Source organism: Streptomyces longhuiensis (assembly GCF_020616555.1).
Lineage (GTDB): Bacteria > Actinomycetota > Actinomycetes > Streptomycetales > Streptomycetaceae > Streptomyces > Streptomyces longhuiensis.
The window spans coordinates 2,677,501-2,704,235 of record NZ_CP085173.1 but is presented as its reverse complement, the minus strand read 5'-3'; the positions used below and the strand labels follow the sequence as shown (position 1 = coordinate 2,704,235).

Sequence of the window (26,735 nt, the reverse complement as noted above, 5' to 3'; positions counted from 1 at the left end):
GGCGAGTCTATGGGGGTCAGACGCCCTGGCTGACCGAGCTCATGTTGAAGTCCGGCACCCGCAGGGCGGGCATCGCAGCCCTAGTGAACCAGTCGCTCCACTCCCTGGGCAGCGTCTTTTCCGTCCGGCCGGCCTCCACCGCGCGCCCCAGCAGGTCGACGGGCGACTCGTTGAACCGGAAGTTGTTCACCTCGCCCACCACCTCGCCGTCCTCCACGAGGTACACCCCGTCCCGGGTCAGCCCGGTCAGCAGCAGCGTCGCCGGATCGACCTCGCGGATGTACCAGAGGCAGGTCAGGAGCAGCCCGCGCCCGGTGGCCGCGACCATCTCGTCCAGGGAACGGTCCTCGCCCCCGTCCAGGATCAGGTTGTCGATCGCCGGCGCCACCGGGAGACCGGTGAGGCCCGCGCTGTGCCGGGTCGTCGTCAGACGGGCCAGCTCGCCCTCGCGCACCCAGTCCGTCGCCGTCAGCGGCAGCCCGTTGTCGAACACGGAAGCGCTGTCGCCCGAGGCGTGCGCGAGGACGAACGGCGCCGACTCCAGGCCCGGCTCGTTCGGGTCGCTGCGCAGCGTCAGCGGGAGCTCGGTGAGCCGCTCGCCGACGCGCGTGCCGCCGCCCGGCCTGCTGAAGACGGTCCGGCCCTCGGCGGCGTCCCGGGCCGCGGACGACCACAGCTGGTAGATCAGCAGGTCGGCGACCGCGGTCGGCGGCAGCAGCGTCTCGTACCGGCCCGCGGGCAGCTCGATGCGGCGGCGCGCCCAGTCGAGGCGCTGCGCCAGCTCGGCGTCGAGCGCGCCCGGGTCGACGTCCTTGAAGTCGCGCGTCGAGCGCCCCGCCCAGGCCGAGCGCGTCCGGTCCGGGGACTTCGCGTTCACCTCCAGCGTCCCGTTCGGCTGGTCGTGCCGCAGGCGCAGGCCCGTCGACGTACCGAGATAGCTGGAGACGAGCTCGTGGTTGGCGAAGCCGTACAGCTCACGGCCTCCCGCGTGGGCGCGGGCGAACGACTCGCCCAGGGCCGGTGCGAAGTCCGCGAAGACGGCCGACGAGGTCTCGGCGGGCGCGTCCGTGAAGTCGGGGGAGTGCGGCACTCCGGAGACCAGCGGCCCGGCGTCCTCGGCGGGCGCCGCGCCCCGGGCGGCGGCCTCGGCGGCCCGCACCAGCGGTTCGAGGTCGTCCGGGGTCACGGCCGAGCGGGAGACGACCCCGGAGGCCGTGCCCTCCTTGCCGTCGACGGTCGCGATGACCGTGAGGGTGCGCCCGCGCGTGACCCCGTTCGTCGTGAGCGCGTTGCCCGCCCAGCGCAGATTGGCGGTGGACTGCTCGTCGGCGATGACCACGCAGCCGTCGGCCGTGGACAGTTCGAGGGCACGCTCGACGATCTCGTGGGGCTTGTTCGTACGAGGACTCATAGGGCTCACCGTCCGGCCTCCTGCGTGGTGTTCAGAATGTTCACGCCCTTGAAGAGGGCGGACGGGCAGCCGTGCGACACCGCCGCGACCTGCCCCGGCTGGGCCTTTCCGCAGTTGAACGCGCCGCCCAGTACGTACGTCTGCGGGCCGCCGACCGCCGCCATCGAACCCCAGAAGTCGGTGGTCGTGGCCTGGTAGGCGACATCGCGCAGCTGCCCGGCGAGCCGGCCGTTCTCGATGCGGTAGAACCGCTGCCCGGTGAACTGGAAGTTGTAGCGCTGCATGTCGATCGACCAGGAACGGTCGCCGACGACGTAGATCCCGCGGTCGACGCCGCCGATCAGGTCCTCGGTCGACAGGCCGCCCGGATCCGGCTGGAGCGACACGTTCGCCATGCGCTGGACGGGCACATGGCCGGGGGAGTCCGCGTACGCGCAGCCGTTCGACCGGTCGAAGCCCGTCAGCTTCGCGATGCGGCGGTCCAGCTGATAGCCGACGAGCGTCCCGTCCCTGACCAGGTCCCAGGACTGTCCGGCCACGCCCTCGTCGTCGTACCCGATGGTCGCGAGGCCGTGCTCGGCGGTGCGGTCGCCGGTCACGTTCATGATCTCGGAGCCGTACCTGAGCTTGCCGAGCTGGTCGAACGTGGCGAAGGACGTGCCCGCGTACGCCGCCTCGTAGCCGAGCGCCCGGTCCAGCTCCGTCGCGTGGCCGATCGACTCGTGGATGGTCAGCCACAGGTTGGACGGGTCGACCACGAGGTCGTACAGGCCCCCCTCGACGCTGGGCGCCCGCATCTTCTCGGCGAGCAGCTCCGGGATCTCGGCCAGCTCGCGGTCCCAGTCCCAGCCGGTCCCGGTGAGGTACTCCCAGCCCCGGCCCACCGGCGGCGCGAGCGTCCGCATCGAATCGAACTCGCCGCTCGAACCGTCCACGGCGACCGCCGTCAGCTGCGGATGCAGCCGCACCCGCTGCTGCGTCGTCACCGTCCCCGCCGTGTCGGCGTAAAACTTGTTCTCGTGCACGGTGAGCAGCGAGGCGTCCACATGGTCGACGCCGTTCGCACCGAGCAGCCGCGCACTCCAGTCGGCGAGCAGCCCGGCCTTCTCCTCGTCCGGCACGGAGAACGGATCGATCCCGTACGAGGACACCCACGTCCGGTCCTCGTGCACCGGCTCGGGGGCCAGCTCCACCCGCTCTTCCGAACCCGCGGCCTTGATCACCTGTGCCGACAGCTTCGCCATCGCGACGGCCTGCGACGCCACCTTCGCGGCCGCGTCCATCGTCAGATCCACGCCCGACGCGAAGCCCCAGGTGCCGCCGTGCACGACGCGCACCGCGTAGCCGAGGTCCGTGGTGTCCGACGAGCCCGCGGGCCGCGCGTCCCGCAGCCGCCGCTCCGCGCTGCGCACCCGCTCCAGGCGGAAGTCCGCGTGGTCGGCGCCGAGAGCCCGCGCGCGGGCCAGCGCGGCATCGGCGAGGGCCCGCAGCGGCAGCGCCGTGAAGGCTTCATCGATCGAATGGGGCACGGATGTTCTCCCTGCTGTCGGAGACGCTGTCGCCAGCGCTGTCAGGCGTCTCGGGCACCGGCCGCTCCCGGGTGCGGGCACCGGTCAGCCCCGATCATGTCGCGTCGGCGGGCCCCGCGGCCACACTTTTCTGTAGGGACCCGACAGCGACTGTCCGGCGCCACTGTCGGTGGTCGATTCTCCGGATCCAGGGCGGTACCGATAGGTTTTCGAGGTACCAGACCGCTATCGAAAGGGTGATCCGTTGAGCCGCTCGGTTCTCGTCACCGGAGGAAACCGGGGCATCGGCCTCGCCATCGCCCGTGCGTTCGCCGACGCCGGCGACAAGGTCGCGATCACGTACCGCTCGGGCGACGCGGCCGAGTTGGAGAAGGCCGGCTTCCTCGCCGTCAAGTGCGACATCACCGACAGCGAGCAGGTGGAGCAGGCCTACAAGGAGATCGAGGAGAAGCACGGTCCCGTCGAGGTCCTCGTGGCCAACGCCGGCGTCACCAAGGACCAGCTCCTCATGCGCATGTCCGAGGACGACTTCACGTCGGTCCTCGACACCAACCTCACCGGCACCTTCCGGGTCGTGAAGCGTGCCAACCGCGGCATGCTGCGCGCCAAGAAGGGCCGCGTCGTACTCATCTCCTCCGTGGTCGGCCTGCTCGGCTCCGCGGGACAGGCGAACTACGCCGCGTCGAAGGCGGGTCTGGTCGGTTTCGCGCGCTCCCTCGCCCGTGAGCTCGGGTCGCGCAACCTCACTTTCAACGTCGTCGCGCCCGGTTTCGTCGACACCGACATGACCAAGGCGCTCACCGACGAGCAGCGCGAGGGCATCGTGAAGCAGGTGCCCCTCGGCCGCTACGCGCAGCCCGAGGAGATCGCCGCGACGGTGCGGTTCCTCGCCTCGGACGACGCCTCGTACATCACTGGAGCCGTCATTCCCGTCGACGGCGGATTGGGCATGGGTCACTGATCACCATGAGCGGAATTCTCGAGGGCAAGCGCGTCCTGATCACCGGTGTGCTGATGGAGTCCTCCATCGCCTTCCACGCCGCGAAGCTGGCCCAGGAGCAGGGTGCGGAGATCATCCTCACCGCGTTCCCGCGGCCCACGCTGACCGAGCGCATCGCCAAGAAGCTCCCCAAGCCCACCAAGGTCATCGAGCTCGACGTCACCAACGACGAGCACCTCGGCCGCCTCGCCGAGGTCGTCGGTGAGGAGCTCGGCGGCCTCGACGGCGTCGTGCACTCCATCGGCTTCGCGCCGCAGGACGCCCTCGGCGGCAACTTCCTCAACACCCCGTTCGAGTCGGTCGCCACGGCCATGCATGTCTCCGCCTTCTCCCTGAAGTCGCTGACCATGGCCTGCCTGCCGCTGATGCAGAACGGCGGCTCGGTCGTCGGCCTCACCTTCGACGCCCAGTACGCCTGGCCGCAGTACGACTGGATGGGTCCGGCCAAGGCCGCCCTCGAGGCCACCAACCGGTACCTCGCGCGTGACCTCGGCAAGCAGAACGTCCGCTCGAACCTCATCTCGGCGGGCCCGATCGGCTCCATGGCCGCCAAGTCCATCCCGGGCTTCAGCGAGCTGGCCGCCGTCTGGGACGACCGCGCTCCGCTGGAGTGGGACCTCAAGGACCCGGAGCCGGCCGGCAAGGGCATCGTCGCCCTGCTGAGCGACTGGTTCCCGAAGACCACCGGCGAGATCATCCACGTCGACGGCGGTCTGCACGCGATCGGCGCCTGATCACCCGTACGTGGCCGACGCCCCGTTCCCCGCACCGCGCGGGGGGCGGGGCGTCACCCGTTCGGCCCACCGGCCGGGCGGGCGCGCGGGGTGGGCACGCAGGCTGAGAAGGCGTTCGTTCCCCCTCTCCCGTACGGCCGAGGAGGTCCCCTTGTGCGCCATCTCCAGCGCAGTGCCCCGGTACTCGCAGCTCTCGTACTCCTCTTCGCGGTGCCGTACGACGCCGCTTCCCGCCCCGTCCGGACCGCGCCCCACGCGCGCGTGGCCGACGCTGGAGACGACCGAAGGACAGAGCCCTTCGGAGCGGACTGCCGGGTGACCGTCACCGGTTCGGACGTGACCGCGTACTGCCACAACCCGTATCCGGCGACCGACGCGGTCAGCCTCCACGTCGAGTGCGAGCGCTGGTGGGACATAGACAGCGACGGCGGGCGGATTCCGGCCGAGGCCGCCGAGACCGTGCGGCTCACCGGCCGGTGCTGGAAAGAGGTCCGCTCGGCCTGGATCAGTCACGCCAAGGCCGACAGCTGAGCGCCGGGCCCGGGCCCGGGTTTCCGGCCTACTGAGCGGCGGACGGGATCGGCAGGCACAGGAACGGGTACCGCGCCGCCTCCGCCGCGGCGGCCTCCGCGTCGCCGACCCGGATCGCGTCGAGCAGACCCGTGTGGTCCATGTGGTTCTCGGGCGTCAGCTCCTCGCCCACGTCCACGCGCAGGACGTCGCGCAGGACCTCACCGAGATCCGCGTACATCGCCGTCATGACGTCGTTGTGCGACGCGGCCACGACCGCCAGATGGAAGGTCGCGTCGGCCGCCACGAACGCCTCCGCGTCGCCCGACGCCCAGGCGTCCTCGCGGCGCACCATCAGCGCGTCGAGCTGCTTGAGGTCGCGTTCGGTACGGCGCTGCGCGGCGAGGCTCGCGGCGCTGGACTCCAGGGTCGAGCGCAGCTCGGCGATGTGCCGGGGGTCGGCGTCGGCGAACCTGCGCTGCATCACGCCCGCCAGCTCGCTGGTCGCGACGACGTAGGTGCCCGACCCCTGCCGGATGTCGAGCAGGCCGTTGTGGGCGAGCGCGCGCACGGCCTCGCGCACCGTGTTGCGCGCGACGCCGAGCTGCTCGACCAGCTCGGGCTCGGTCGGGATACGGGAGCCCACCGGCCACTCGCCCGACGAGATCTGGGCGCGCAGCTCGGCGATGACCTGTTCGGAGAGAGCCGAGCGCCTGGGGGAGGTCAGCGGCATGACGGTCCTTGGTGCGATGTCCGGGGCGAACCGGGGCGGGCAGAAACGGGCGCGGACGGGGTGGCCGCGCCAAGTGTGACGCAATCCGATTGGACACCCAATCATCCCATGATTCTAAGATGGGGTCATGGCCAGTGAGGAAACCCCGACGATGACACAGACCCCGATACGGACCGAGAGCGCACCCGCAGCGAAAACGGCCCCCACGCGCGCGTGGGCCGTGCGCCTGATGATCGTGGGCATCGTCCTCGCGGCTCTGAACCTGCGCCCCGCCATCACCAGCCTCGGCGCCCTCCTCGAAGAGGTGCGCGACGGGCTCGGCATGAGCGGCAGCGTCGCCGGTCTCCTCACCTCCGTACCCCCGCTCTGTTTCGCGATCTTCGGCGTGATGGCGCCCCGGCTCGCCCGCCGCTTCGGCCCCGGCGCCGTGGTGTGCGCCGGCATGGCCGCGATCGCCGCCGGTCTGGTGATCCGCCCGTTCACCGGCAGCACCGTCGGCTTCCTCGTCGCCAGTGGCCTCGCCCTCATGGGCATCGCGGTCAGCAACGTCCTCATGCCGGTGATCGTCAAGCGCTGGTTCCCCGACCGCGTGGGCTCCATGACCGGCCTCTACTCGATGGCCCTCGCGCTCGGCACCTCCCTCGCGGCGGCCGTGACCGTGCCCATGACGGACGCGCTCGGCGGCAGCTGGAAGACCGGACTCGCCGTCTGGGCCGTTCTCGCCGTGGCCGCCGTCGTCCCGTGGGTCCCGCTCGTCCGCGCACGGGGAGCCGAGGGCGGCGCCACCTCCGGCACCCCGCAGCACGACGACGGCCTGCGCATCACCCGCAGCCGCACCGCCTGGGCGCTCGCCGTCTTCTTCGGCCTCCAGGCCACCGCTGCCTACATCACCATGGGCTGGATGGCGCAGATCTTCCGTGACGCCGGAGTCTCCGCGGGCACCGCGGGCGTGCTGCTCGCCGTCACCATGGCGATGGGCGTACCGCTCGCCTTCGTCATCCCGCGCCTCGCCACCCGCCTGCCCAGCCAGGGCCCCATCGTGGTCGCCCTCGGCGTGTGCGGACTCGCCGGTTACGCGGGCCTCTACCTCGCCCCGTCCGGCGGCGCCTGGGCCTGGGCCATCCTCCTCGGCATCTCCAACTGCGCCTTCCCGCTCGCCCTGACGATGGTCGGCATGCGGGCGCGGACCGGTACGGGCGTCGCCAAGCTCTCCGCCTTCGCCCAGAGCACCGGCTATCTGATCTCCATCCCGGGACCGCTGCTCGTCGGCGTGCTCTACCAGCACAGCGGCGGCTGGGGCGTCCCGATCGCGCTCATGGCGGCCCTGATGGTGCCGCAGATCGTGGTGGGCGTCATCGCGGGACGCAACCGTACGGTCGAGGACGAGGCCGCTCCGGCCGGCGCGGCCTGACCTCCGCCCGTGCCCACCCCGGCTCCCGGAGCCGGGGCAAAGGGTGCGAGACTGACTCGCATGTCGCCTGTGCTCGACCCGAACCCCCAGAACGGCCAGAAGAAGCTCCTCATCGTGCTCGGCTCGATGCTGGCCATCACCGTGATCATCGCGGTCATCGCCTCGATCGCCTCACCGTGACCATGGACGCCGTCGCGACGCCGTGACAGCGGTCCCCGGCCCGTTCGCGGCCGGGGTCGGTGGGGCTAGCACCCCCAACCCCTAGGGGGTCAGTGTCAGGGTCAACTGGGTGGATCACCGGATGGGTTGAGGGCCCGGCCTTCCGTAGATTCGAGATGTGACCGCGAGTACCGCGGACCACGGCACCGAGCATCTCGATGACCCCGGAGGCGTCATGTCGGCCCCTACGCACACCCGGCCCCACCCGGCCCCAGCGGGCGGCGTCGACGTCAGGCTCCCGTGGTGGGCGATCGCCCTGCCGGCGATCATCTTCGCCGTACTCCTGCTCCTGATACTCAACCCGGCCGACGCGCACGCCGCGACCGGCGACCCGGCGGTCGGCCAGCTGCTCGACCGCATCCAGCAGGCGGTGCTGCACACGGCCCCGTGAGCCTCCGCAAGGCGTGTCACCCGTGCCGGTCGAGCGCTTCAACTCTCTGCGCCCCGTGGCCGGTTTCATGCGAAGCTGGGACCCATGAGCGTCGCAGAACCCCGCAGGATTGTCCTTTTCCGGCATGCGAAGGCGGACTGGCCCCAGGTCTCCGACCATGAGAGGCCGCTCGCCGAGAGGGGCCGAAAGGACGCCCCCGTCGCCGGCCGCAAGCTCGCCGACTCCGGTATCGACCTCGACCTGGCCCTCTGCTCGACCTCCGCGAGGACCCGTGAGACGTGGAAGCTCGCCGTCCACGAGCTGCCCCACCGGCCGAGGACGGTGTACGAGGAGCGGGTCTACGAGGCCTCGCCCGGTGAGCTCATCGCCGTGCTGAACGAGACCCCGGACGACGTGCGGAGCGCGGTGCTGGTCGGCCACAATCCCGGGATCCAGGGGCTCGCCGAGATCCTCTCCGGGCAGGCCGAGGGCGACGCGGGGGAGCGGATGGCCCGGCGCGGCTTCCCGACCTCCGCCTTCGCGGTCCTGTCCTTCACCGGCTCCTGGAAGTCCCTCGAGCCGGGCACCGCCACCCTCCTCGACTACTGGGCACCGTCCGAATGACCCGTCGACCGACGGCCGGACCCTGATACGCCGGCGGGCCCCGGTACCGCATGGGTACCAGGGCCCGCCGCATCAGTGATCGTCCGCGTCGGCCGGAGTCAGTCGTCGTGGGCGTCCGCGGCCTCGACCTCTTCACGGGTGATGCCGAGGAGGTAGAGGACGGTGTCGAGGAACGGCACGTTCACCGCGGTGTGCGCGGCCTCGCGGACCACGGGCTTCGCGTTGAAGGCGACACCGAGGCCCGCCGCGTTCAGCATGTCCAGATCGTTGGCGCCGTCGCCGATCGCCACGGTCTGCGCGAGCGGCACCCCGGCCTCCGCGGCGAACCGGCGCAGCAGCCGCGCCTTGCCCGCGCGGTCCACGATCTCGCCGGTGACCCGGCCGGTCAGCTTTCCGTCGACGATCTCCAGGGTGTTCGCCTGGGCGAAGTCGAGCCCGAGCCGGTCCTGCAGATCGTCCGTGACCTGGGTGAACCCGCCCGAGACGACACCCACTTGATAGCCGAGCCGCTTCAGCGTGCGGATCAGGGTCCGCGCGCCGGGCGTGAGCCGCACCTCGGCGCGGACCTTGTCGACGACCGACGCGTCGAGTCCGGCGAGCAGCGCGACCCGCGCGTGCAGCGACTGCTCGAAGTCCAGCTCGCCCCGCATCGCCGCCGCGGTGACCTCGGCGACCTTGTCCTCGCAGCCGGCGTGCGCCGCGAAGAGCTCGATGACCTCGTCCTGGATGAGCGTCGAGTCGACGTCCATCACGACGAGGCGCTGGGCGCGCCGGTGCAGCCCGGCAGCGACGACGGCGACATCGACGCCGAGCGCCGCCGACTCCGTCGCGAGTGCGGTGCGCAGGGGCTCGGTCTCGGTACCGGAGACGGCGAACTCGACTGCGGTCACGGGGTACTTCGCGAGCCGGAAGATACGGTCGATGTTGCCGCCGGTGCCGGTGATCCTGGCGGCGATGGCGGCCGTCGTCTCCGCGGTCAGCGGGTGGCCGAGCACGGTGACGAGCGAGCGGCCGAGACCGCGCGGACGGTTGTCGCCGATGCCCGAGATGATCTCGGCCTGCATCCGCATGGACTCCGCCCAGCTGTGGACGGTGGACCGCAGGTCGCCCTCGAGACCGGGGGGCGGCTCCGTCACCAGGGCGCACAGGACGATACGGCCGCGGGTGACGACCTGCTCGATGTCGACGACATCGACGGAGTAGGCGGCGAGGGTGTCGAAGAGCCCGGCGGTGATACCGGGGCGGTCCTTGCCGAATATCTTGACGAGGAGCGTCGGGACGTCGTCCGGAACTGCGACCGGGACGTCGGCGGGGTGGCGGGGCTGCGAAGCACTCATGGTGGTCCCACGTTATCCGGCCCGCGTCGCGGCGCGCGGCGGTGGTCCGTGTGGCGGACAGGTGCGGCGCCCACTCTCCGACCGGCCGGTTCGCCGTCCGCCGCCCACTCCGACCGGCTGGTTCGCGTCCAACGCTCACTCCGACGGGCCGGTTCGTCGTCCATCGCCCACTCCGACGGGTCGGTTCGTCGTCCGCCGCCCACTCCGACCGGTCGGTTCGTCGTCCGCCTCCCGTCCTCGCGTCATCCGCGCGGGCCCCTCCGGGGTGGCGGCGGCCCCTCCTCGTCCGGCGACGACGGTGAGGGTGACGGCGGGTGCGGCAGTGGCGGTGGGGGAGGAGGCGGTGGCGGCACGGGCCATCCGCCCTTGCCGGTCCCGGAACCCGATCCGGGCCGCCCCCGCGGGCGCGGCGGCACCGGTGGCCTGACCGGCCCCACCATCGTCGGCGCCCCGTACAGATCGTCCGGCAGATCATCCTGCCGATTGCCTGACCGATCCCGTGACCGATCGCTCGGCCTGTTCCCCGTCTGATCCCGTGACCGATCGCTCGGCCTGTTCCCCGTCTGATCCCGTGACCGATCGCTCGGCCTGTTCCCCGTCTGATCCCGTGACCGATCGCTCGGCCTGTTCCCCGTCCTATCCCGAGACCGATCGCTCGACCTGTCCCCCGACCGATCGCCCGCCCGTTCGTCCGGCGGCTTCAGATACGGGTTCGTCCCGTCCGGCGACGCCCGGTACGGAGTGCTCGGCCGATACGGCCCCGCCTCCTGGGGTGGGACGGGCCCGACGGACCGGACCATGCCGTCCCCCCGTCCACCCCGGTTCCCCTGTCCGCCTCGTTCCCACCGCTCCTCCGGTTCCACGCCGCCCCCGCCCAGCGCGGCAGGAGCCGCCCGCCGACCCGCCGCCCCCGCCCCGTGAGCCAGCAGCGCCCCCACCGCTCCCGCCCCCGCTCCCCAAGCGGCCCCGAGCAGCAGCGCCGTTCCGAGATGTCCGTGCAACTCGATCCCGGCCCCGAACGCGTCGAAGCCGAGTACGGACAGCGAGGCGTCCGCCGACACGTCCGTCAGCCGCACGAGCAGCGGCAGGGCGAGCGCCGTGACGACCCCGAGCCGCAGCGCGCACCTCCCGGCGAAACCGACGGCGCCCATCGGCCGCGACCCGGGCCCGCCGGTCACCGCGGGTGTCCGTGCGGCGGTCAGCACGCCCGCGAGTACCGTCATCAGAACGGTCGCGAAGGCCAACAGCCATATCCTTCCGTCCAGTTCGGCAAGGCGGCTCAGCGTCACCGGCTCGTTGGCGCGCATCCGCAGCAGTTCGTCGACCGGGTGGGGAAGGGCCTGCGCGAGGGCGCCCGTCGCCTTGCCGTCCCATGGGACGAAGAGGCCGAGGGGAATGCCGAGCCACACCCCGTTGGGCGCCCCGAGCAGCGCGGCGCCCGCGATCCGCCGAGGATGGTCGTCGCCGATCATCGCGTACGCCGCCGCCGCGAGCCCCGCGGCAACCGCTACCAGTAACACTGTGACCAGCGACGAAGCGGCGGGGCGGACCACCCGGTGCAGCGGGTCGAGGGCGCGCGGGAGCGGCGTCCGGCGCGAGGCGAGCAGTGCGATCAGCAGGACGCCGGTCACCCACGCGGCGCCGCCCAGCAACGAGGACCCGGTCTCGACGGTGAACCCGACGGTCGCCTTCGCGTCCACGAGGCCGCCGATGTGGTCCGGCAGGAGCCCTCCGAGGTCGAGGCCGCCCGGCAGCTTGTCCTTGATGCCGCCCGGCAGATCCCCGTCCGATATCCGGTCGAGCCCGAGCTTCCCGCCGTCAATCGTGATGAGGTCGTGACCGGCCCAGGCAAGCCCCGCGAGCATCGCCAGAAACAGCGCGACCAAGCTCCCTGCGCGTGCCGCGAGTTCGGCCGACGTGACCTCAACTCCCGCCCCACGTAAGGAACGCAGGAAGAACCAGCTGAGCAGCAGAGCGCCCACGAGGCCCACGCCGAGCGGCGCGATATCGATCGCCGTGCGGGCCTGCGCGCCGTCCAGTCCGAAGGCCGAGACGTCTCCCGACGGGGTGACTTTCCCACCCACCCCAAGGGCCACCACCGCGGCCGTCATCGGGCCGAGCGAACCCGCGGAATCCGCACCGAGCAGATGGAGACCGGCCGCGGCGACCGCCGCCATCCCGATGAACGCCCAGCTCACGGAGGCGACTGCGGAGAGCAGTACGTCGCTCCAGCGCACGCCCTCGCGCCGGCTCCCCCGAACAACGGTCTCCATCAGGGCCCCCGATCCGTACCGTGATGTATCGGATGTCCCACTCGCGCATGATCCGTAGGCACTTGTGGGCGCTTACCACTCTCCGGGGCTGTTTCTGCCTCGTCAACGGGGCGGGCGTACAGGGGCGTGGACAGTCTTCACAAGGCCCGCCTCAAGGCCCGACTTTCGGTCAGGGGGCTCCGCCTGAAATAGTTCCCCACGATGTTCGACATCCCTAGACTCCCCAAGATGGGGGCTAGCTCGGGGGACAACTCAGTGGGGCATGGAGTGCCGGAACTCGTACTGGAATTGAATGGACGGACCTGGACGCTCGACCCGTCCAGGCCATACACCCTCGGACGTGATCCGCAGGGGGACGTCGCGATCGACGATGCCAGGGTGTCCTGGCGTCACGCCACCATCAGCTGGGGCGGCCGGAGTTGGGTCATCGAGGACCACGGCTCCACCAACGGCACGTTTGTGCAGGGCCAGCGGATCCATCAGATGGAGATCGGCCCGGGCTCGACGCTGCACCTCGGCAACGCGACGGACGGTCCGCGGGTCAACCTCTCGGGCAGCGCCTCCGGCGCGGCCGTGCCCGCGGCCCAGCAGCAGGCCCAGCAGCAGGCCCACCCGCAGCAGGCGCCGGCGCAGCAGCCGCACGCCGCGCCGCAGGGTGGTGACCCCGGCTGGGCGCACAACGCCCCGCCGCAGCAGCAGGTGCCCGCCCAGCAGGGCTGGCAGCAGCCGCAGAAGGCGCACAACGTCCCGCCCCAGCAGGGGCCCGGCGGTGTCGCGGGGGCTCCGCCGGTGTACGGCGACCGCAGCCCCACCACGTTCCACCAGCTGGCCCTCGGCCGCGTGATGCGGATCGGCCGTGCCCTCGAGAACGAGCTGGTGGTCTCCGACCTCCAGGTCTCGCGCCTGCACGCCGAGTTCCACGCGACGCCCGACGGCCGCTACGAGATCCGTGACCTCGGCTCGCACAACGGCACGTACGTCAACGGCATGCCGATCGCCAAGGGCGGCTCCGCGCTGCTCGGCCCGAACGACATCGTCGGCGTCGGCCACTCGACGTTCCGCCTCGTCGGCGACCGTCTCGAGGAGTTCGTCGACACCGGTGAGGTCTCCTTCTCCGCCCGCCATCTGACGGTGACGGTCGACGGCGGCAAGGACATCCTCAAGGACGTCTCCTTCGGCGTCCCGGAGAAGTCGCTCATCGCGGTCATCGGCCCCTCGGGCTCCGGCAAGTCCACGCTGCTCAAGGCGCTCACCGGCTACCGGCCCGCCAACAAGGGCGACGTGCTCTACGACAACCGGAACCTGTACAAGCAGTTCGCCGAGCTGCGTCAGCGCATCGGTCTGGTCCCGCAGGACGACATCCTGCACAAGGAACTGAGCGTCAAGAAGGCCCTCAAGTACGCGGCCAAGCTGCGCTTCCCCTCGGACACCAGCGAGCAGGAGCGCGAGCAGCGCATCGACGAGGTGCTGCGCGAGCTCAAGCTGGACATCCACAAGGAGAAGAAGGTCACCTCCCTCTCCGGTGGCCAGCGCAAGCGCGTCTCCGTCGCCCTGGAGCTGCTCACCAAGCCGTCGCTGATCTTCCTGGACGAGCCGACCTCCGGCCTCGACCCGGGCATGGACCGCGACGTCATGCAGCTCCTGCGCGGTCTCGCCGACGACGGCCGTACGGTCCTCGTCGTCACACACTCGGTCGCCGAGCTGGCGATCTGCGACAAGCTCCTGGTGATGGCGCCGGGCGGTTCGGTGGCGTACTTCGGCCCGCCCGAGGAGGCCCTGAACTTCTTCGGCTACAGCACCTGGGCCGATGTCTTCTCCGCCTTCGAGAACTACCGCGACTACGACTGGGCGGGCCGCTGGAAGGGCTCGCAGCACTACCAGATGTACGCCGCGGACATCGACGCCGTCGCCGCACAGTCCGTACACATGCCGCCGCCGCAGGCGATGAAGCCGCCCAAGCCGCAGGGCTGGGGCTCACAGCTGTGGACCCTGATCCGCCGCTACACGTCGGTGATCGCGTCCGACAAGGGCTTCCTGGGCCTGATGGTGATCCTGCCGGCGGTCCTCGGCGTCGTCAGCACGGTGATCCCGGCCGACTTCGGCCTGGCCCCGCCCAAGCCGCCGTCCCGGTTCAACGGCGACGCCGGCACGATCATGCTGATCCTCGCGGTCGGCATGTGCTTCTCGGGCGCGGCCAACTCCGTACGTGAGCTGATCAAGGAACGCGTCATCTACGAACGGGAGCGGGCCACCGGCCTGTCCCGCTCGGCGTACCTGATGTCGAAGGTGATCGTCCTCGGCGTCGTCACGGCCATCCAGGGCGTGATCATCTGCGCCATCGGCTTCATCCCGCGCGACCTGCCCGCCGAGGGCCTGATGATGCCGCCGGCCGTCGAGCTGTGCATCGTGATCATCGCGCTGGGCTTCACGTCGATGATGTTCGGCCTGGTCATCTCCTCGCTGGTGAAGACCGCCGAGAAGACGATGCCGCTCCTGGTCATGTTCGCGATCGTCCAGGTCGTCTTCACCGGCATCCTGTTCCAGGTGTACGGATCGCCGGGCCTGGAGCAGTTCGCCTGGCTGATGCCGTCGCGCTGGGCCATCGCCGGCGCCGGTTCGACGCTCGACCTCGCGCACCTCATGCCGCCGTGGGACCAGGCGCACCCGAACGACCTGGACCCGCTGTGGGAGCACTCGGTGAGCCAGTGGGGCATCAACCTCGCGATCCTGATCGCCCTCGGTGTCATCTGCGGCTTCGCGGTCGCGCGCCTGCTGCGCCGCCACGAGCCCGAGGTCATGCGCAAGTAGCGTGACCCGCGCACGGATGAAGGGCGGCACCCCGCACGGGGTGCCGCCCTTCGGCGTTCACGAAGACCCTGAGGTCCAGGGAGAGTCTCAGTAAGCGCTGTTCACGTTGTCCATCGAGCCGTACTTGTCCGCGGCGTAGTTCGCGGCGGCCGTGATGTTGGCGACCGGGTCGTAGATGTTCCACGAGGTACCGGGGACGTGGTACGCGGTGAAGGTCGGCGGGATGACCTGCAGCAGACCCTTCGACGGGATGCCGTTGATCGCGTTGATGTCCCAGTTGTTGATCGCCTGCGGGTTGCCGGACGACTCGCGGAGGATGTTGCGGTGCAGGCCCTCGTAGGAGCCCGGAATGCCCTTGGCCTTCATGATGGACAGGGACTCGCGGATCCAGCCGTCCAGGTTGTTCGCGTAGACCGGCTTGCGGGCGGCGGCGCGGCTGGCGGCCTCCCGGACCTGGCGGTCCTTCACGGCCTTTGCAGCAGCGTCGGCCTTCGCCTTCGCCGCGGCCGCGTCGGCGGCCTTCTTCGTCGCGGCTACCTGCGTGGCCTTCAGCTTGGCGGCCGCGTCCTTGACCTGCTGGTCGGCGGCGGCCATCTGGTTGGTGACGCTGGCGTGCACGTCCTTGATCTGGGGCTTGCCGGCGGTCGCATCGAAGGCGACCGGAGCGGCCGAGATCGTCTCCGCCTCCGCTTGGGAGTTGCCCGGCACCAGCGTGAACGCGAGGGCAGCGGCGCCGAGCGTGGCGACACCGGCGATCGAGTACTTGTGGGTCTTCGTCAGGGGACTATGACCGGAGAAGCTGAGCTTGGACATGGAGGACCTCTTCGAATCGGGGAAGTCGCTCACCGGTCCAGAGCAGGACCGCTCATGTTTCGGTCATGAACGTTGTGGGTAGCGGCCCACGCTGTCGAGCAACGAGAGCCATTGTTAGCGGCCGCAAAATTGCGTGGCAAAGGTGTGACGTACGAAGCCGGGTAGTGGATCAGGCCCCCCGGCGAGGTCCATTTCGCCCCTCCTGCCCCGGTACCGCCGCCCGCAGCTACTTCCTAGCCACCTTCGTACGTGACGTGCGCCCTATGCGCGGGCTCACATCGGGCACGTAACAACCTCACCAGGCGTTGCCACTGCAATGCGCTGTGTGACCGGATTCGTCAGGAAGTATCAGGTGGACGTCCCCGAACTCATGCCACAGGTAAAAATGTCCCAATGCTTCCGCATATGTACGGGTAATTGCCTCGGTTCCTGCTACGGCCTCCAGCATCAGCAGGTGCGACGCCTCCGGCTCGTGCAGCCCGGTGAGGAGGCCGTCCACCACCCGCACACCCCGCTCGGGCGTCACCACGAGGTCCGTCCAGCCGGCGGCCGCCCGCACCACCCCGTCCCGCCCCGCGGCCGACTCCACGGCCCGTACGGCCGTCGTGCCGACCGCCACCACCCGCCCGCCGCCGGCCCTCGCCGCGTTGATCAGCCGTGCCGACGCCTCCGGCACCTCGAACCGCTCCGGATACGGCGGCTCGTGCGACTCCGCCGACGCCACCCCCGTGTGCAGCGTGATGGGCGCGAACTGCACACCCCTGCTGACCAGCTCCGCCACCAGCCGCGCGGTGAACGGGCGGGCCGCACTCGGCATCTCCGCACTGCCCGCCCCGTCCGCGTACGGCAGCGCGAACACCGTCTGATAGACGGAGAGCGGCTGATCGCGCTCCGTATAGGAGTAGCGGATGGGCCTGCCGTGCCGCCGCAGCAGGGCGGGCACGTCTCCCGTGGCCCGCACCCACCACAACCGCGCCCCACCACCAGCCAGCGGCTCCTCCCATATGAGGCGCACACTCCCGGAGAGCGCCACCACTGTCCCCTTCGGACCGCCCGCACGCGGGCGCGTGGTGCCACGCCCGTCCGGATTCCGCAACTCGACGGCCCAGCGTCCGTCATCTCCACGGGTGGAGAAGTGCACCACCACGCGCGCGTGCCCGATCCGCCCGTCGACCGCGGCGGCCAGCGTCGGCGACGTATTGACCACGAGCAGATCCCCGGCCCGCAGCTCTCCCGGCAGCTGCGCGAAGTCCCGGTGCGCGACGTCCGTACCGCGCGAGACGAGCAGCCTCACCGCGTCCCTGTCGAGGCCTGGCCCGCGCTGCTCCGCCGGCACCCGGGCCGACAACTCCTCCGGTACCCGCACCGCGAGCGTCACCGTGCCTCCAGGAGAAGAGAGGGGGCGGCATACCGCCCGCTGTCCGGCCGCTCGTCGAGCAGCCGCAGGAACGCCGGCACCACCGTCTCCGGCAGCGGCCGGTCCGAGTCGTCGTCGAGCGGCGCCGCCGCCCGGTAGAGATCCGTGCGCATGTCGCCCGGATCCACCGCCCACACCCGCAGCCCCGGCTCCTCCACCGCGAGGACCGCGGACAGCTGGTCGAGCGCGGCCTTGGATGCGCCGTAGCCGCCCCAGGTCTCGTACGCTTCCGCCGACGCGTCCGAGCTCACCGAGACGACCGCGCCCCCGGCCGACTCCCGCAACAGCGGCAGCGCCTCCCGCACCAGCCCGAGCGCCGCCACGACATTGACCTCCAGCGCCCGCCGCAGCCCTTCCACCGGCAGCGCGTCGAGGCGCACCAGCGGCTCGGCCCCCAGCGCGCTCGCGTTGTTCACCAGCAGATCGAGACCCCCGAGACCGCGCGCCACCGCCACCAGCTCCGCGCGGTGTGCCACGTCCGTGACATCCCCGGACAGCGCCTCCACCCGCGTCCCGTACTTCCCCACGTCGTCCGCGGTCTCCCGCAGCACCGCCCCGGACCTGGCGTCGAGCACCAGATCCCAGCCGCGTCGCGCGAGAGCCACGGCGAGCGCGCGACCGAGCCCCTTAGAAGCCCCCGTGATGATCGCCACCGGCATGACATCCGTCCCCTCGGGCCCGTCGGGCCGCCCTTGTGCCGTACGTGCTTCGATCTGCCTCCAACGTAGGAACCGACCCACCCCGGGCGCCTCGTCCGCGGGCCGCACCTCACCGGGGCCCTTCGCCCTACGTCCACCGGACCAGAGGGCGGCCGCCACAGGCCCGATACGCGCTGTCACACCCCGCCGGTACCTTGAGGTCATGAGTCACGGCCCACGATCAGGCCTCTCCGCGGTGAGCTCCGCGCTGCTGGCCATGAGCAGACACCTCGAGGTGCGCGACGTCCTCAAGACGATCGTCGCGTCGGCCCGAGAGCTGCTCGACGCCGAGTACGCGGCCCTCGGAGTGCCGGACGACCACGGAGGCTTCGCCCAGTTCGTCGTCGACGGCGTCAGCGACGCGCAGTGGAAGGCCATCGGCCCGCTCCCGCGCCAGCACGGCATCCTCGCCGCGATGCTGCGCGAGGCGAAGACCGAGCGCCTGGGCGACGTGCGCAAGGACCCGCGCTTCGAGGGCTGGCCGTCGGCGCACCCCGAGATGTCCGACTTCCTCGGCCTGCCCATCCGTGACGGGGACGAGGTCATCGGCGCCCTCTTCCTCGCCAACAAGAAGTGCCCCAAGCCGCAAGGAGGTTGCGGCTTCACGATGGAGGACGAGGAACTGCTGACGATCCTCGCCCAGCACGCGGCCATCGCCCTGACGAACGCCCGCCTGTACGAGCGCAGCCGCGAGCTCACCATCGCCGAGGAGCGCTCCCGCCTCGCCCACGAACTGCACGACGCCGTAAGCCAGAAGCTCTTCTCCCTGCGCCTGACCGCCCAGGCCGCCGCGGCCCTCGTCGACCGCGACCCGTCCCGCGCCAAGGGCGAGTTGCAGCACGTGGCGGAGCTGGCCGCCGAAGCCGCCGACGAACTGCGCGCCGCCGTGGTCGAGTTGCGCCCCGCCGCGCTCGACGAGGACGGCCTGATCGCCACACTGCGCACACAGATCCAGGTACTCGACCGCGCCCACTCGGCCCGCGTCACCTTCGCCTGCGGCGGCATCCGCGCCCTGCCCGCCGCCCAGGAGGAGGCCATGCTCCGCGTCGCCCAGGAGGCGCTGCACAACGCGCTGCGCCACTCGGGCGCCGAGCACGTCCGCGTGACGCTCGACAAGCGAGGGCCCGGAGCCGTCCTGCGCGTCAGCGACGACGGCTGCGGATTCGAACCCAAGGCCGTCCGGCATGCGGGACGCCACCTCGGTCTGGTCTCGATGCGTGACCGGTCCAGTGGCGTCGGCGGCCGTCTGACGGTGGAATCGGAGCCCGGCAAGGGCACCACGATCGAGATGGAGGTCCCCGGTGGCTGACAACAGGATCCGGGTGCTGCTGGTCGACGACCACCAGGTCGTCCGCCGAGGGCTGCGCACGTTCCTCGAGGTCCAGGACGACATCGAGGTCGTGGGGGAGGCGGCGGACGGCGCGGAGGGCGTCGCCCTTACCGAGGAGCTGCGGCCGGACGTCGTCCTGATGGACGTCAAGATGCCGGTCATGGACGGCGTCGAGGCCCTGCGCAAGCTGCGCGAGCTGGCCAACCCCGCGCGCGTGCTCATCGTCACGAGCTTCACCGAACAGCGCACGGTGGTCCCCGCCCTGCGCGCGGGCGCCGCCGGGTACGTCTACAAGGACGTCGACCCGGACGCCCTGGCCGGCGCCATCCGCTCGGTGCACGCGGGCCATGTGCTGCTCCAGCCGGAGGTGGCCGGGGCTCTGCTCTCTCAGGAGGAGAGCAACGGCGGGCAGGGGAGGGGCAATTCCCTGACCGAGCGCGAGCGCGAGGTGCTCGGCCTGATCGCGGACGGCCGGTCGAACCGGGAGATCGCCCGCGCCCTCGTCCTCTCCGAAAAGACGGTGAAGACCCACGTGTCCAACATCCTGATGAAGCTCGACCTGGCGGACCGCACTCAGGCCGCGCTGTGGGCCGTGCGCCACGGGGCGGCCGGCTGACCGATGCCGCGGCTGCGGGACGGCACGAGTCGTTGCCGGACCGGGCGAGGGCGACGGCAAGTCGGATGGTTCCGTTCCGGGCTGAGATTCATACTGTCGTGTGTATGTCCCCCGGATGGCGCATCCTGCGCGAGGCCCCGGCGTTCTCCAGTGCGTGCTGCGGCGGTTCGTCGCAGTGATCGCCTAGGAGGGTCAAGAAGTGAAGAAGCTGAAGAGGGTCGCGGCCGTGACGATGGTCGCCGGTGGGCTCGTCGCCGCCGGTGCCGGTATGGCCTCCGCCACCGACGCGCACGCGGACGGCCAGGCCGTGCACTCGCCCGGCGTCGTCTCGGGGAACGTGATCCAGGCCCCGATCCACGTCCCGGTCAACGTCGTCGGCAACACCGTGAACGTCATCGGTCTGCTCAACCCGGCCTTCGGCAACCTCGGCGTCAACCACTGACGTACGCCCTAGGTCCACCAGTGACCACCGGCCCCCGGTATCCCCGGGGGCCGGACCCGTTTCCGGCCCGGCCGCGGACAAAGTTGATCCGAACGGGCGCATAGCCGCTCCCACCCGTGTCATCCGCCCGGCCCACCCGTTGCACAGCGTGCACCCCCGTGGCTGGGGTCGAATCGCCATAGCTGGAGGAATACTTCTCATGAACATCGCCAAGAAGGCCGCCCTGGCCGTCGCCGTCGCCGGTATCGCCGCGGGCGCTTCCGCCGGAGCCGCTTTCGCGGACTCGGACGCCGCGGGCCTGGCCGCCAACTCCCCGGGTGTCGGCTCGGGCAACCTGGTGGAGGTCCCGGTCCACGTTCCGGTCAACGCCACGGGCAACTCCGTCAACGTGATCGGCCTGCTGAACCCGGCGTTCGGCAACGCCTCCGCGAACAGCTGACACACCTCTCCAGGAAGGGCCTCACGGACACGGATCCGCGGGGCCCTTCCTGCGTGTCACGCCACTCCCGAGCGCCTGAGTCCCGACGCCCCCGCGCCCTCGACACCCATGCGCCCCCGCCTCACCGTCCCCCGCGCTCCCGCTCCTCCACGAACGCGTTGTACGCCGCGACCTGCGCCCGCCGAGCCGTCCGTTCCACCGGACGCAGCGCCTCCGACCTCGCCGCCATCTCCGAGGCACTCACAGCCCCGCCGTGCCCGCTCTCGTACGCCACCGAGATCAGCAGCCCGACGCGCTGCGCCAGCTCCAGCACCCTCACCGCCCGCGGTGGATAGCCCGGCGCGAGAACCTCACGGCCCCGCTCGGCCCGCGCCCGGTACGCGTCCACCGCCGCCTCGGCCACAGGGCCCGATCCGGCGACGTCGAGCCGAGAAAGCACGGCCGTCGCGTCCCGCAGCGCCTCCGCCAGCTCCCGCTCGGCCTCACCGAGGGAGGGCACGTCCGCGGGGGGCGCCTCCCGCACGGGAAGGCAGTGCCACAGGACGTCCACATGGACGTCGCCGGCGGGCCCGGCCTCGTACACCTCGGGAACGAGCCCGAGCGCGGCCCCCTGGCACACGACGGCCTCCTCCGCGTCGAGGGCGCGCGCGTTGAACTCGGGAGGACCGCTCAGGCCCAGCGGGTGGCCCGGCGCGGGCAGCGCCACCCGCAGCCCGGTCGCCCCCAGCGTGCGCAGCCGCCCCAGGGCGAGCGTCAGCCCCACCGGCGCCGACTCGCCGGGCAGCCCCTCCACCCGGTGCACCGCGTCCTCGCCGACTATGGCGAGCGCGGCGTCATCGGGAGCAACAAACCCGGCCAAAAGGGCATTTCCCCATGAGGCCAGCCGACCTGAGCGTGGTTCCGAAAGCATGGGCTCCACCCTAAAGACCGACCGATGGATTGGACCGGTCGACCGGTGGCGTAGGTTTTCCCTTGGGGGATGCGTCCACAAGACGCACGCGACTGCCGAGACTGCAATGGGAGACAACGCGCTCATGAGCGATGTACTGGAGCTGGTGGACGTATCCGTGGTCCGCGAGGGCCGGGCTCTGGTGGACCAGGTCTCCTGGTCGGTCAAGGAAGGTGAGCGCTGGGTCATCCTCGGCCCGAACGGCGCCGGCAAGACAACCCTCCTGAACGTCGCCTCCAGCTACCTCTTCCCCAGCCGGGGCGCCGCCACGATCCTCGGCGAGACCCTCGGCCGGCCCGGCACCGACGTCTTCGAGCTGCGCCCGCGCATCGGCGTCGCCGGCATCGCGCTCGCCGAGAAGCTCCCCAAGCGCCAGACCGTCCTGCAGACGGTCCTCACCGCCGCGTACGGCATGACCGCCGGCTGGCACGAGGACTACGAGGACATCGACGAGCAGCGCGCCCGCGCCTTCCTCGACCGCCTCGGCATGACCGAGTACGTGGACCGCAAGTTCGGCACGCTCTCCGAGGGCGAGCGCAAGCGCACCCTCATCGCCCGCGCCCTCATGACCGACCCCGAGCTCCTCCTGCTCGACGAGCCCGCCGCCGGCCTCGACCTCGGCGGCCGCGAGGACCTCGTGCGCCGTCTCGGCCGCCTCGCCCGCGACCCGATCGCCCCCTCGATGATCATGGTCACGCACCATGTCGAGGAGATCGCCCCCGGCTTCACCCACGTCCTCATGATCCGCCAGGGCAAGGTCCTCGCCGCGGGCCCCCTGGAGCTGGAGCTGACCTCCCGCAACCTCTCCCGCTGCTTCGGTCTCCCGCTCGTCGTCGAGCAGCGCGGCGAGCGCTGGAGCGCGCAGGGCCTCCCGCTGGGCTGAGACGGCGCGGGCCGCTCCCACGGCACCCTGTCGCAGGAGGGAACCCCGGTCCTACCATGACCATGTGGCAGACATCGACGCATGGGTGTGGTGGCTGATCGGGGCGGCCGCGCTCGCAATCCCTCTCGTCATCACCGCGATGCCCGAATTCGGCATGCTCTCCGCCGGCGCCGTCGCGGGCGCCGTGACCGCCGGCCTCGGCGGCGGGATGGTGACGCAGGTCCTCGTCTTCGCCGCCGTCTCGGTCGCGCTCATCGCCGTCGTACGGCCCATCGCGGCCCGCCACAGCGCCCAACGGCCCGTGCTCGCCACCGGAATCGAGGCCCTCAAGGGCAAACAGGCCGTTGTCGTCGAACGCGTCGACGGCAGCGGCGGCCGTATCAAGCTGGCCGGAGAGATCTGGTCCGCCCGCTCACTCGACGAGTCCGAGAGCTACCAGCCGGGCCGTCACGTCGATGTCGTCGACATCGAAGGAGCCACCGCGATCGTCGTGTGATCATGGTGACGTGATCGGGGAGGTGGCTTGAACTCCCCACGCCGCAGGGCCCGTTCTGACAGACTCGACCAGCAAGATCCTCAAGATCTTCCGGCGGGACCCGCCGGAACGACACGGCACGAAGGGCACGGGAGACGCGATGTCAGCGATCATCATCGTCCTGATCATTCTGGTGGTGCTGGTCTTCATAGCCCTGATCAAGACCATTCAAGTCATCCCGCAGGCGAGCGCGGCGATCGTCGAACGCTTCGGCCGCTACACCCGCACACTGAACGCGGGCCTGAACATCGTGGTCCCGTTCATCGACTCGATCCGCAACCGGATCGACCTGCGCGAACAGGTCGTCCCCTTCCCGCCCCAGCCGGTGATCACCCAGGACAACCTGGTCGTGAACATCGACACCGTCATCTACTACCAGGTGACCGACGCCCGCGCCGCGACCTACGAGGTCGCCAGCTACATCCAGGCCATCGAGCAGCTCACGGTCACCACCCTGCGCAACATCATCGGCGGCATGGACCTGGAGCGGACCCTGACCTCCCGCGAGGAGATCAACGCGGCCCTGCGCGGCGTCCTCGACGAGGCCACCGGCAAGTGGGGCATCCGCGTCAACCGCGTCGAGCTCAAGGCGATCGAGCCGCCCACCTCCATCCAGGACTCGATGGAGAAGCAGATGCGCGCCGACCGCGACAAGCGTGCCGCGATCCTCACCGCCGAAGGTATCCGCCAGTCCCAGATCCTCACCGCCGAGGGTGAGAAGCAGTCCGCGATCCTGCGCGCCGAAGGTGAGGCCAAGGCCGCCGCCCTGCGCGCAGAGGGCGAGGCCCAGGCCATCCGTACGGTCTTCGAGTCCATCCACGCCGGCGACGCCGACCAGAAGCTCCTCGCCTACCAGTACCTCCAGATGCTCCCGAAGATCGCCGAGGGCGACGCCAACAAGCTCTGGATCGTGCCCAGCGAGATCGGCGACGCGCTCAAGGGACTCTCCGGCGCCATGGGCAACTTCGGCCCGATGGGCGGCGGCTCGGCCCCCGCGGGCGCCGAGCGCCGCGAACAGCCCCCCATCGACTGACCCGACCGCACACAGAGAAGCCCGCCCCGGCACCCCGGAGGCGGGCTCTTCCGTGCGCGCCGCGTCCCGTGCTACGCCGCCGTACGCGCCAGCCATGCCGGCAGCGCGTCCCGCTCGGAATGGCCGAGCGTCAGCAGCATCGCATCGGCCGGCGTGGGCTCGAACGGCTCCCGCAACAGCGGCATCCCCGCCTGCTCCGGAGTCCGGTCCGCCTTGCGGTGGTTGTCCTCCGCGCACGAGGCGACCGTGTTCAGCCAGGAGTCCGCACCACCACGCGACCGCGGCACCACGTGGTCCACGGTCGTCGCCCGCCGCCCGCAGTACGCGCACCGGTGCTGGTCACGCACCAGCACACCCCGCCTCGACCACGGAGCCTGTCTTCGGAAAGGCACTCGTACGTACCTGCAGAGCCTGATCACCTGCGGCACCGGTATGTCCACGGCAGCCGCACGCACACGGAGTCCGGGGTGGGCCTGCTCGACGACGGCCTTGTCCTGCAGCACCAGCACGACGGCCCGGTTGAGCGTCACCGTCGACAACGGCTCGAAGCTGGCGTTCAGTACCAGCGTGTCCCGCATCTCGCCCACCTCCCGTACGTCCCCGGCCCACCCCCGTGGCGGGCTTGGATCAACTCTGGCCGGGCGCGCCGAGATGGACAACGCAATAAAAATGCCCGCCCCCGATCACTTCCATGACCGGGGACGGGCAAACAGCCGATGAACGCTAGCTGTCCGCGGAAGCGGCGTACTCCGCGAGGACCTGCGCGCGCGCCAGCGTGTGGAAGCGCAGGTTGAACCCGACGACGGCCGGCGAGGCGTCCGAGTCGGGACCCAGCTTCTCCTGATCCACCGCGTACACGGTGAAGACGTAACGGTGGGCCGGGTCACCGGGCGGCGGCGCGGCGCCCCCGAAGTCCTTCGTCCCGTAGTCGTTGCGCACCTGCACCGCACCGGCGGGCAGCCCCTCGAACTTGCCGCTGCCCGCACCGGCCGGCAACTCGGTCACCGAAACCGGGATGTCGAACACGGTCCAGTGCCAAAAGCCACTGCCCGTCGGGGCGTCCGGGTCGAAGCACGTCACGGCGAAACTCTTCGTCCCGGCCGGAAAGCCCTCCCACCGCAGCTGCGGCGAGGTGTTCCCGGCCGCGTAGACCTGAGCGTCCTTGAGTACCGCACCCGGCTCGAAGTCCTCGCTCACCACCGTGAACGACGGCACCTTCGGATGGAAGTCATGGGGAAGCGGCGGCCTCTTGAGGTCGGTCACGTCGGCACCTCCTGATCGGCGAAAACTCTCGGTGCCGAGCCTATGCCCCGCCCGGCCGGCAGCGGACGGCGCCGCCACCGGCCGGCGCACGGGGGTCAGAACCAGTTGCGCTTGCTGCCGACCTCGGACAGCCACTGGTGCAGATACGCCGACCAGTCCGTCCCCTGGAAGTCGTTGTGCCCCACGACGAACGACCGGAACGTGTCACTGCTCTCGCTGAAGAGCCCCGGCTTCTTGTCCATCTCCAGGACGACGTCCATCTCGCGGTCGTCCGCCACGAAGCTCAGCTCGACCTGGTTGAGCCCGCGGTACTGCTGCGGCGGGAAGAACTCGATCTCCTGGTAGAAGGGCAGCTTCTGCCGCGTGCCCCGGATGTGCCCGCGCTCCATGTCCGCGCTCTTGAACCGGAAGCCCAGCCCGATGAAGGCGTCCAGGATCGCCTGCTGCGACGGCAGCGGGTGCACGTTGATCGGGTCGAGGTCACCGGAGTCCAGCGCGCGGGCGATCTCCAGCTCCGTCGTCACACCGATGTTCATGCCGCGCAGCTGCTGCCCGTCGATCGTCGTGACCGGCGTCTCCCACGGGATCTCCAGCCCGAACGGCACCGCGTGCACCGCGTTCGCCTGCAGCTGGAACGCCCCGCCGAGGCGCAGCTTCGTGAACTCGATGTCCTGCTTGGTCTCCTGGTCGGCGCCCTCGACCTCGACCCGCGCCTGCAGACCGACCGACAGCCCCTCGATGTCCTGGTCCACGGACCCGCCCTGGATCCGCACCTCACCCTGGACGACGCCACCCGGCACCACGTTGACCTCGGTCAGCACCGTCTCGACCGACGCACCGCCCGCACCCAGACTCGCCAGCAGCCGCTTGAACCCCATGACTCCACTCCTCCCCGTGCCACAACCGTGGCCCGTGTCTTCCTGTCGCGATCCTTGATCTCTACCAACGCGATAGACCGGTGACCGGTTCCGCGCGGCTCACCCTGGCAAGCAACGGAGCCCGAGGGCTACCCGTCCACGCCGATTCGCCGCACTTCTCCGTTACTTCTCCGTTGGACTACGCTCGTCCGCCATGATCGCGGCCCCTGACCGTACGCCCCTCCCACGGGACTTCTTCGACCGGCCCGTACTGGAGGTCGCCCCCGATCTCCTCGGGCGCGTCCTCGTGCGCAACACCCCGGAAGGCCCGATCGAGCTGCGGCTCACAGAGGTGGAGGCCTACGACGGCCCGAACGACCCCGGCTCCCACGCCTACCGCTCCCGCACCGCCCGCAACGACGTGATGTTCGGTCCGCCCGGCCACGCGTACGTCTACTTCACCTACGGCATGTGGCACTGCCTCAATCTGGTGTGCGGCCC

At 70.8% G+C, this 26,735-nt stretch carries 27 protein-coding genes and 1 pseudogene (1 of these 28 running past the window's edge); 16 read left to right on the top strand and 12 right to left on the bottom strand.

The features are described 5' to 3' along the window. Nucleotides 1–16 precede the first annotated feature (16 nt). Both LGI35_RS12655 and LGI35_RS12650 read right to left on the bottom strand, forming a co-directional pair. Entirely contained in the window at nt 17–1,411 is a 1,395-nt protein-coding gene (locus LGI35_RS12655; RefSeq protein ID WP_227293962.1) for a metallopeptidase TldD-related protein, read from the bottom strand. Nucleotides 1,412–1,416: 5 nt separating this feature from the next. Beyond that, nucleotides 1,417–2,940 carry a TldD/PmbA family protein gene (locus tag LGI35_RS12650; protein WP_227293961.1) on the bottom strand — a complete coding sequence of 508 codons (1,524 nt, stop codon included), beginning with the start codon at nt 2,938–2,940 and terminating at the stop codon, nt 1,417–1,419. A gap of 244 nt (nt 2,941–3,184) precedes the next feature. Between LGI35_RS12650 and fabG the strand changes: the two genes are divergently transcribed. The 3 genes from fabG to LGI35_RS12635 all read left to right on the top strand — a co-directional run bounded on the left by fabG (nt 3,185) and on the right by LGI35_RS12635 (nt 5,205). Then, nucleotides 3,185–3,901: a 3-oxoacyl-[acyl-carrier-protein] reductase gene (gene fabG, locus LGI35_RS12645; RefSeq protein ID WP_116502852.1), complete on the top strand. Its 717-nt coding sequence runs from the start codon at nt 3,185–3,187 to the stop codon at nt 3,899–3,901. Between the two features lie 5 nt (nt 3,902–3,906). Further along, a complete protein-coding gene (fabI, locus tag LGI35_RS12640) occupies nt 3,907–4,674 on the top strand; it encodes an enoyl-ACP reductase FabI (protein WP_227293960.1) in 768 nt (255 codons plus the stop codon). A gap of 153 nt (nt 4,675–4,827) precedes the next feature. Continuing rightward, nucleotides 4,828–5,205 carry a hypothetical protein gene (locus tag LGI35_RS12635; protein ID WP_227293959.1) on the top strand — a complete coding sequence of 126 codons (378 nt, stop codon included), beginning with the start codon at nt 4,828–4,830 and terminating at the stop codon, nt 5,203–5,205. A 28-nt stretch (nt 5,206–5,233) separates the two neighbouring features. Here the strand turns inward: LGI35_RS12635 and LGI35_RS12630 are convergent, their stop codons facing one another. After that, nucleotides 5,234–5,917 (bottom strand): FadR/GntR family transcriptional regulator, encoded by a 684-nt coding sequence (locus tag LGI35_RS12630; RefSeq protein ID WP_227293958.1) that lies wholly within the window; start codon nt 5,915–5,917, stop codon nt 5,234–5,236. A gap of 127 nt (nt 5,918–6,044) precedes the next feature. On the opposite strand from LGI35_RS12630, the gene LGI35_RS12625 reads away from it, so the two are divergent. From LGI35_RS12625 to LGI35_RS12615, 4 genes are all read left to right on the top strand, one after another. Next, nucleotides 6,045–7,328 carry a CynX/NimT family MFS transporter gene (locus tag LGI35_RS12625; RefSeq protein WP_227293957.1) on the top strand — a complete coding sequence of 428 codons (1,284 nt, stop codon included), beginning with the start codon at nt 6,045–6,047 and terminating at the stop codon, nt 7,326–7,328. Between the two features lie 60 nt (nt 7,329–7,388). After that, nucleotides 7,389–7,508 (top strand): SGM_5486 family transporter-associated protein, encoded by a 120-nt coding sequence (locus tag LGI35_RS46100; RefSeq protein WP_264484672.1) that lies wholly within the window; start codon nt 7,389–7,391, stop codon nt 7,506–7,508. 214 nt (nt 7,509–7,722) lie between these two features. Next, nucleotides 7,723–7,938: a hypothetical protein gene (locus LGI35_RS12620; protein WP_227300283.1), complete on the top strand. Its 216-nt coding sequence runs from the start codon at nt 7,723–7,725 to the stop codon at nt 7,936–7,938. An 84-nt stretch (nt 7,939–8,022) separates the two neighbouring features. Then, on the top strand, nt 8,023–8,541 hold the full coding sequence (locus tag LGI35_RS12615; RefSeq protein WP_227293956.1) for a SixA phosphatase family protein: 519 nt from the start codon (nt 8,023–8,025) through the stop codon (nt 8,539–8,541). A 98-nt stretch (nt 8,542–8,639) separates the two neighbouring features. On the opposite strand, the gene serB is transcribed toward LGI35_RS12615, so the two are convergent. Both serB and LGI35_RS12605 read right to left on the bottom strand, forming a co-directional pair. Further along, nucleotides 8,640–9,878, bottom strand: a complete 1,239-nt coding sequence (serB, locus tag LGI35_RS12610; protein WP_116502858.1) for a phosphoserine phosphatase SerB — start codon at nt 9,876–9,878, stop codon at nt 8,640–8,642. Nucleotides 9,879–10,120: 242 nt separating this feature from the next. Continuing rightward, entirely contained in the window at nt 10,121–12,151 is a 2,031-nt protein-coding gene (locus LGI35_RS12605; protein ID WP_227293955.1) for a streptophobe family protein, read from the bottom strand. Between the two features lie 267 nt (nt 12,152–12,418). Here LGI35_RS12605 and LGI35_RS12600 point away from each other — a divergent pair, with 267 nt between their 5' ends. After that, nucleotides 12,419–14,959, top strand: coding sequence for an ABC transporter ATP-binding protein/permease (locus LGI35_RS12600; protein ID WP_423835703.1), 2,541 nt, complete (start codon nt 12,419–12,421; stop codon nt 14,957–14,959). An 87-nt stretch (nt 14,960–15,046) separates the two neighbouring features. On the opposite strand, the gene LGI35_RS12595 is transcribed toward LGI35_RS12600, so the two are convergent. The 3 genes from LGI35_RS12595 to LGI35_RS12585 all read right to left on the bottom strand — a co-directional run bounded on the left by LGI35_RS12595 (nt 15,047) and on the right by LGI35_RS12585 (nt 17,848). Then, complete coding sequence (locus LGI35_RS12595; RefSeq protein WP_227293953.1) at nt 15,047–15,772, bottom strand: transglycosylase SLT domain-containing protein; 726 nt, start codon at nt 15,770–15,772, stop codon at nt 15,047–15,049. Nucleotides 15,773–16,067: 295 nt separating this feature from the next. Next, nucleotides 16,068–17,150 (bottom strand): S-adenosylmethionine:tRNA ribosyltransferase-isomerase, encoded by a 1,083-nt coding sequence (locus LGI35_RS12590; protein ID WP_227293952.1) that lies wholly within the window; start codon nt 17,148–17,150, stop codon nt 16,068–16,070. Beyond that, nucleotides 17,147–17,848: an SDR family NAD(P)-dependent oxidoreductase gene (locus tag LGI35_RS12585; RefSeq protein WP_227293951.1), complete on the bottom strand. Its 702-nt coding sequence runs from the start codon at nt 17,846–17,848 to the stop codon at nt 17,147–17,149. Before LGI35_RS12585 ends, LGI35_RS12590 begins: the two co-directional genes overlap by 4 nt. A 202-nt stretch (nt 17,849–18,050) precedes the next feature. Here LGI35_RS12585 and LGI35_RS12580 point away from each other — a divergent pair, with 202 nt between their 5' ends. The 4 genes from LGI35_RS12580 to LGI35_RS12565 all read left to right on the top strand — a co-directional run bounded on the left by LGI35_RS12580 (nt 18,051) and on the right by LGI35_RS12565 (nt 20,714). Next, complete coding sequence (locus tag LGI35_RS12580) at nt 18,051–19,196, top strand: GAF domain-containing sensor histidine kinase (protein WP_227293950.1); 1,146 nt, start codon at nt 18,051–18,053, stop codon at nt 19,194–19,196. Next, nucleotides 19,189–19,833, top strand: a complete 645-nt coding sequence (locus LGI35_RS12575) for a response regulator (RefSeq protein WP_227293949.1) — start codon at nt 19,189–19,191, stop codon at nt 19,831–19,833. Before LGI35_RS12580 ends, LGI35_RS12575 begins: the two co-directional genes overlap by 8 nt. A gap of 199 nt (nt 19,834–20,032) precedes the next feature. Continuing rightward, nucleotides 20,033–20,275 carry a chaplin gene (locus LGI35_RS12570; RefSeq protein WP_227293948.1) on the top strand — a complete coding sequence of 81 codons (243 nt, stop codon included), beginning with the start codon at nt 20,033–20,035 and terminating at the stop codon, nt 20,273–20,275. A 199-nt stretch (nt 20,276–20,474) separates the two neighbouring features. Beyond that, nucleotides 20,475–20,714, top strand: a complete 240-nt coding sequence (locus LGI35_RS12565; protein WP_227293947.1) for a chaplin — start codon at nt 20,475–20,477, stop codon at nt 20,712–20,714. A gap of 121 nt (nt 20,715–20,835) precedes the next feature. On the opposite strand, the gene LGI35_RS12560 is transcribed toward LGI35_RS12565, so the two are convergent. Further along, the gene (locus tag LGI35_RS12560; protein WP_116502867.1) at nt 20,836–21,624 is read right to left on the bottom strand and encodes a hypothetical protein; all 789 of its coding nucleotides are present in this window, start codon (nt 21,622–21,624) and stop codon (nt 20,836–20,838) included. On the opposite strand from LGI35_RS12560, the pseudogene LGI35_RS12555 reads away from it, so the two are divergent. The 3 genes and pseudogenes from LGI35_RS12555 to LGI35_RS12545 form a co-directional block, all read left to right on the top strand. Further along, nucleotides 21,533–22,279, top strand: a pseudogene (locus tag LGI35_RS12555) (ABC transporter ATP-binding protein); the annotation flags it as partial. The gene LGI35_RS12560 and the pseudogene LGI35_RS12555 overlap by 92 nt on opposite strands. 331 nt (nt 22,280–22,610) lie before the next feature. After that, the gene (locus tag LGI35_RS12550; RefSeq protein ID WP_227293945.1) at nt 22,611–23,042 is read left to right on the top strand and encodes an NfeD family protein; all 432 of its coding nucleotides are present in this window, start codon (nt 22,611–22,613) and stop codon (nt 23,040–23,042) included. A 139-nt stretch (nt 23,043–23,181) separates the two neighbouring features. After that, nucleotides 23,182–24,114 carry an SPFH domain-containing protein gene (locus tag LGI35_RS12545; RefSeq protein ID WP_100592537.1) on the top strand — a complete coding sequence of 311 codons (933 nt, stop codon included), beginning with the start codon at nt 23,182–23,184 and terminating at the stop codon, nt 24,112–24,114. A 71-nt stretch (nt 24,115–24,185) separates the two neighbouring features. Here LGI35_RS12545 and LGI35_RS12540 read toward each other — a convergent pair whose 3' ends face one another. The 3 genes from LGI35_RS12540 to LGI35_RS12530 all read right to left on the bottom strand — a co-directional run bounded on the left by LGI35_RS12540 (nt 24,186) and on the right by LGI35_RS12530 (nt 26,255). Next, nucleotides 24,186–24,692 (bottom strand): HNH endonuclease, encoded by a 507-nt coding sequence (locus tag LGI35_RS12540; RefSeq protein WP_227293944.1) that lies wholly within the window; start codon nt 24,690–24,692, stop codon nt 24,186–24,188. A 145-nt stretch (nt 24,693–24,837) separates the two neighbouring features. Further along, entirely contained in the window at nt 24,838–25,377 is a 540-nt protein-coding gene (locus LGI35_RS12535) for a YbhB/YbcL family Raf kinase inhibitor-like protein (RefSeq protein WP_227293943.1), read from the bottom strand. A gap of 95 nt (nt 25,378–25,472) precedes the next feature. Further along, nucleotides 25,473–26,255, bottom strand: a complete 783-nt coding sequence (locus LGI35_RS12530) for a sporulation protein (protein WP_227293942.1) — start codon at nt 26,253–26,255, stop codon at nt 25,473–25,475. Between the two features lie 193 nt (nt 26,256–26,448). Between LGI35_RS12530 and LGI35_RS12525 the strand changes: the two genes are divergently transcribed. Next, a protein-coding gene (locus tag LGI35_RS12525; protein ID WP_227293941.1) for a DNA-3-methyladenine glycosylase crosses the window boundary here: on the top strand, nt 26,449–26,735 show its beginning. Its footprint extends 355 nt past the window's final position; only the first 287 of its 642 coding nucleotides appear in the window; it begins with the start codon at nt 26,449–26,451; its stop codon lies beyond the right edge, outside the window.

Excerpts from the sequence above, each read along its gene's own strand:
- LGI35_RS12655 (WP_227293962.1), bottom strand. The coding sequence starts at position 1,411 with ATGAGTCCTCGTACGAACAAGCCCCACGAGATCGTCGAGCGTGCCCTC.
- fabI (WP_227293960.1), top strand. The coding sequence starts at position 3,907 with ATGAGCGGAATTCTCGAGGGCAAGCGCGTCCTGATCACCGGTGTGCTG.
- LGI35_RS12630 (WP_227293958.1), bottom strand. The coding sequence starts at position 5,917 with ATGCCGCTGACCTCCCCCAGGCGCTCGGCTCTCTCCGAACAGGTCATC.
- LGI35_RS12625 (WP_227293957.1), top strand. The coding sequence starts at position 6,045 with ATGGCCAGTGAGGAAACCCCGACGATGACACAGACCCCGATACGGACC.
- LGI35_RS46100 (WP_264484672.1), top strand. The coding sequence starts at position 7,389 with ATGTCGCCTGTGCTCGACCCGAACCCCCAGAACGGCCAGAAGAAGCTC.
- LGI35_RS12620 (WP_227300283.1), top strand. The coding sequence starts at position 7,723 with ATGTCGGCCCCTACGCACACCCGGCCCCACCCGGCCCCAGCGGGCGGC.
- LGI35_RS12615 (WP_227293956.1), top strand. The coding sequence starts at position 8,023 with ATGAGCGTCGCAGAACCCCGCAGGATTGTCCTTTTCCGGCATGCGAAG.
- serB (WP_116502858.1), bottom strand. The coding sequence starts at position 9,878 with ATGAGTGCTTCGCAGCCCCGCCACCCCGCCGACGTCCCGGTCGCAGTT.
- LGI35_RS12605 (WP_227293955.1), bottom strand. The coding sequence starts at position 12,151 with ATGGAGACCGTTGTTCGGGGGAGCCGGCGCGAGGGCGTGCGCTGGAGC.
- LGI35_RS12595 (WP_227293953.1), bottom strand. The coding sequence starts at position 15,772 with ATGTCCAAGCTCAGCTTCTCCGGTCATAGTCCCCTGACGAAGACCCAC.
- LGI35_RS12585 (WP_227293951.1), bottom strand. The coding sequence starts at position 17,848 with ATGCCGGTGGCGATCATCACGGGGGCTTCTAAGGGGCTCGGTCGCGCG.
- LGI35_RS12580 (WP_227293950.1), top strand. The coding sequence starts at position 18,051 with ATGAGTCACGGCCCACGATCAGGCCTCTCCGCGGTGAGCTCCGCGCTG.
- LGI35_RS12565 (WP_227293947.1), top strand. The coding sequence starts at position 20,475 with ATGAACATCGCCAAGAAGGCCGCCCTGGCCGTCGCCGTCGCCGGTATC.
- LGI35_RS12560 (WP_116502867.1), bottom strand. The coding sequence starts at position 21,624 with ATGCTTTCGGAACCACGCTCAGGTCGGCTGGCCTCATGGGGAAATGCC.
- LGI35_RS12545 (WP_100592537.1), top strand. The coding sequence starts at position 23,182 with ATGTCAGCGATCATCATCGTCCTGATCATTCTGGTGGTGCTGGTCTTC.
- LGI35_RS12540 (WP_227293944.1), bottom strand. The coding sequence starts at position 24,692 with ATGCGGGACACGCTGGTACTGAACGCCAGCTTCGAGCCGTTGTCGACG.
- LGI35_RS12530 (WP_227293942.1), bottom strand. The coding sequence starts at position 26,255 with ATGGGGTTCAAGCGGCTGCTGGCGAGTCTGGGTGCGGGCGGTGCGTCG.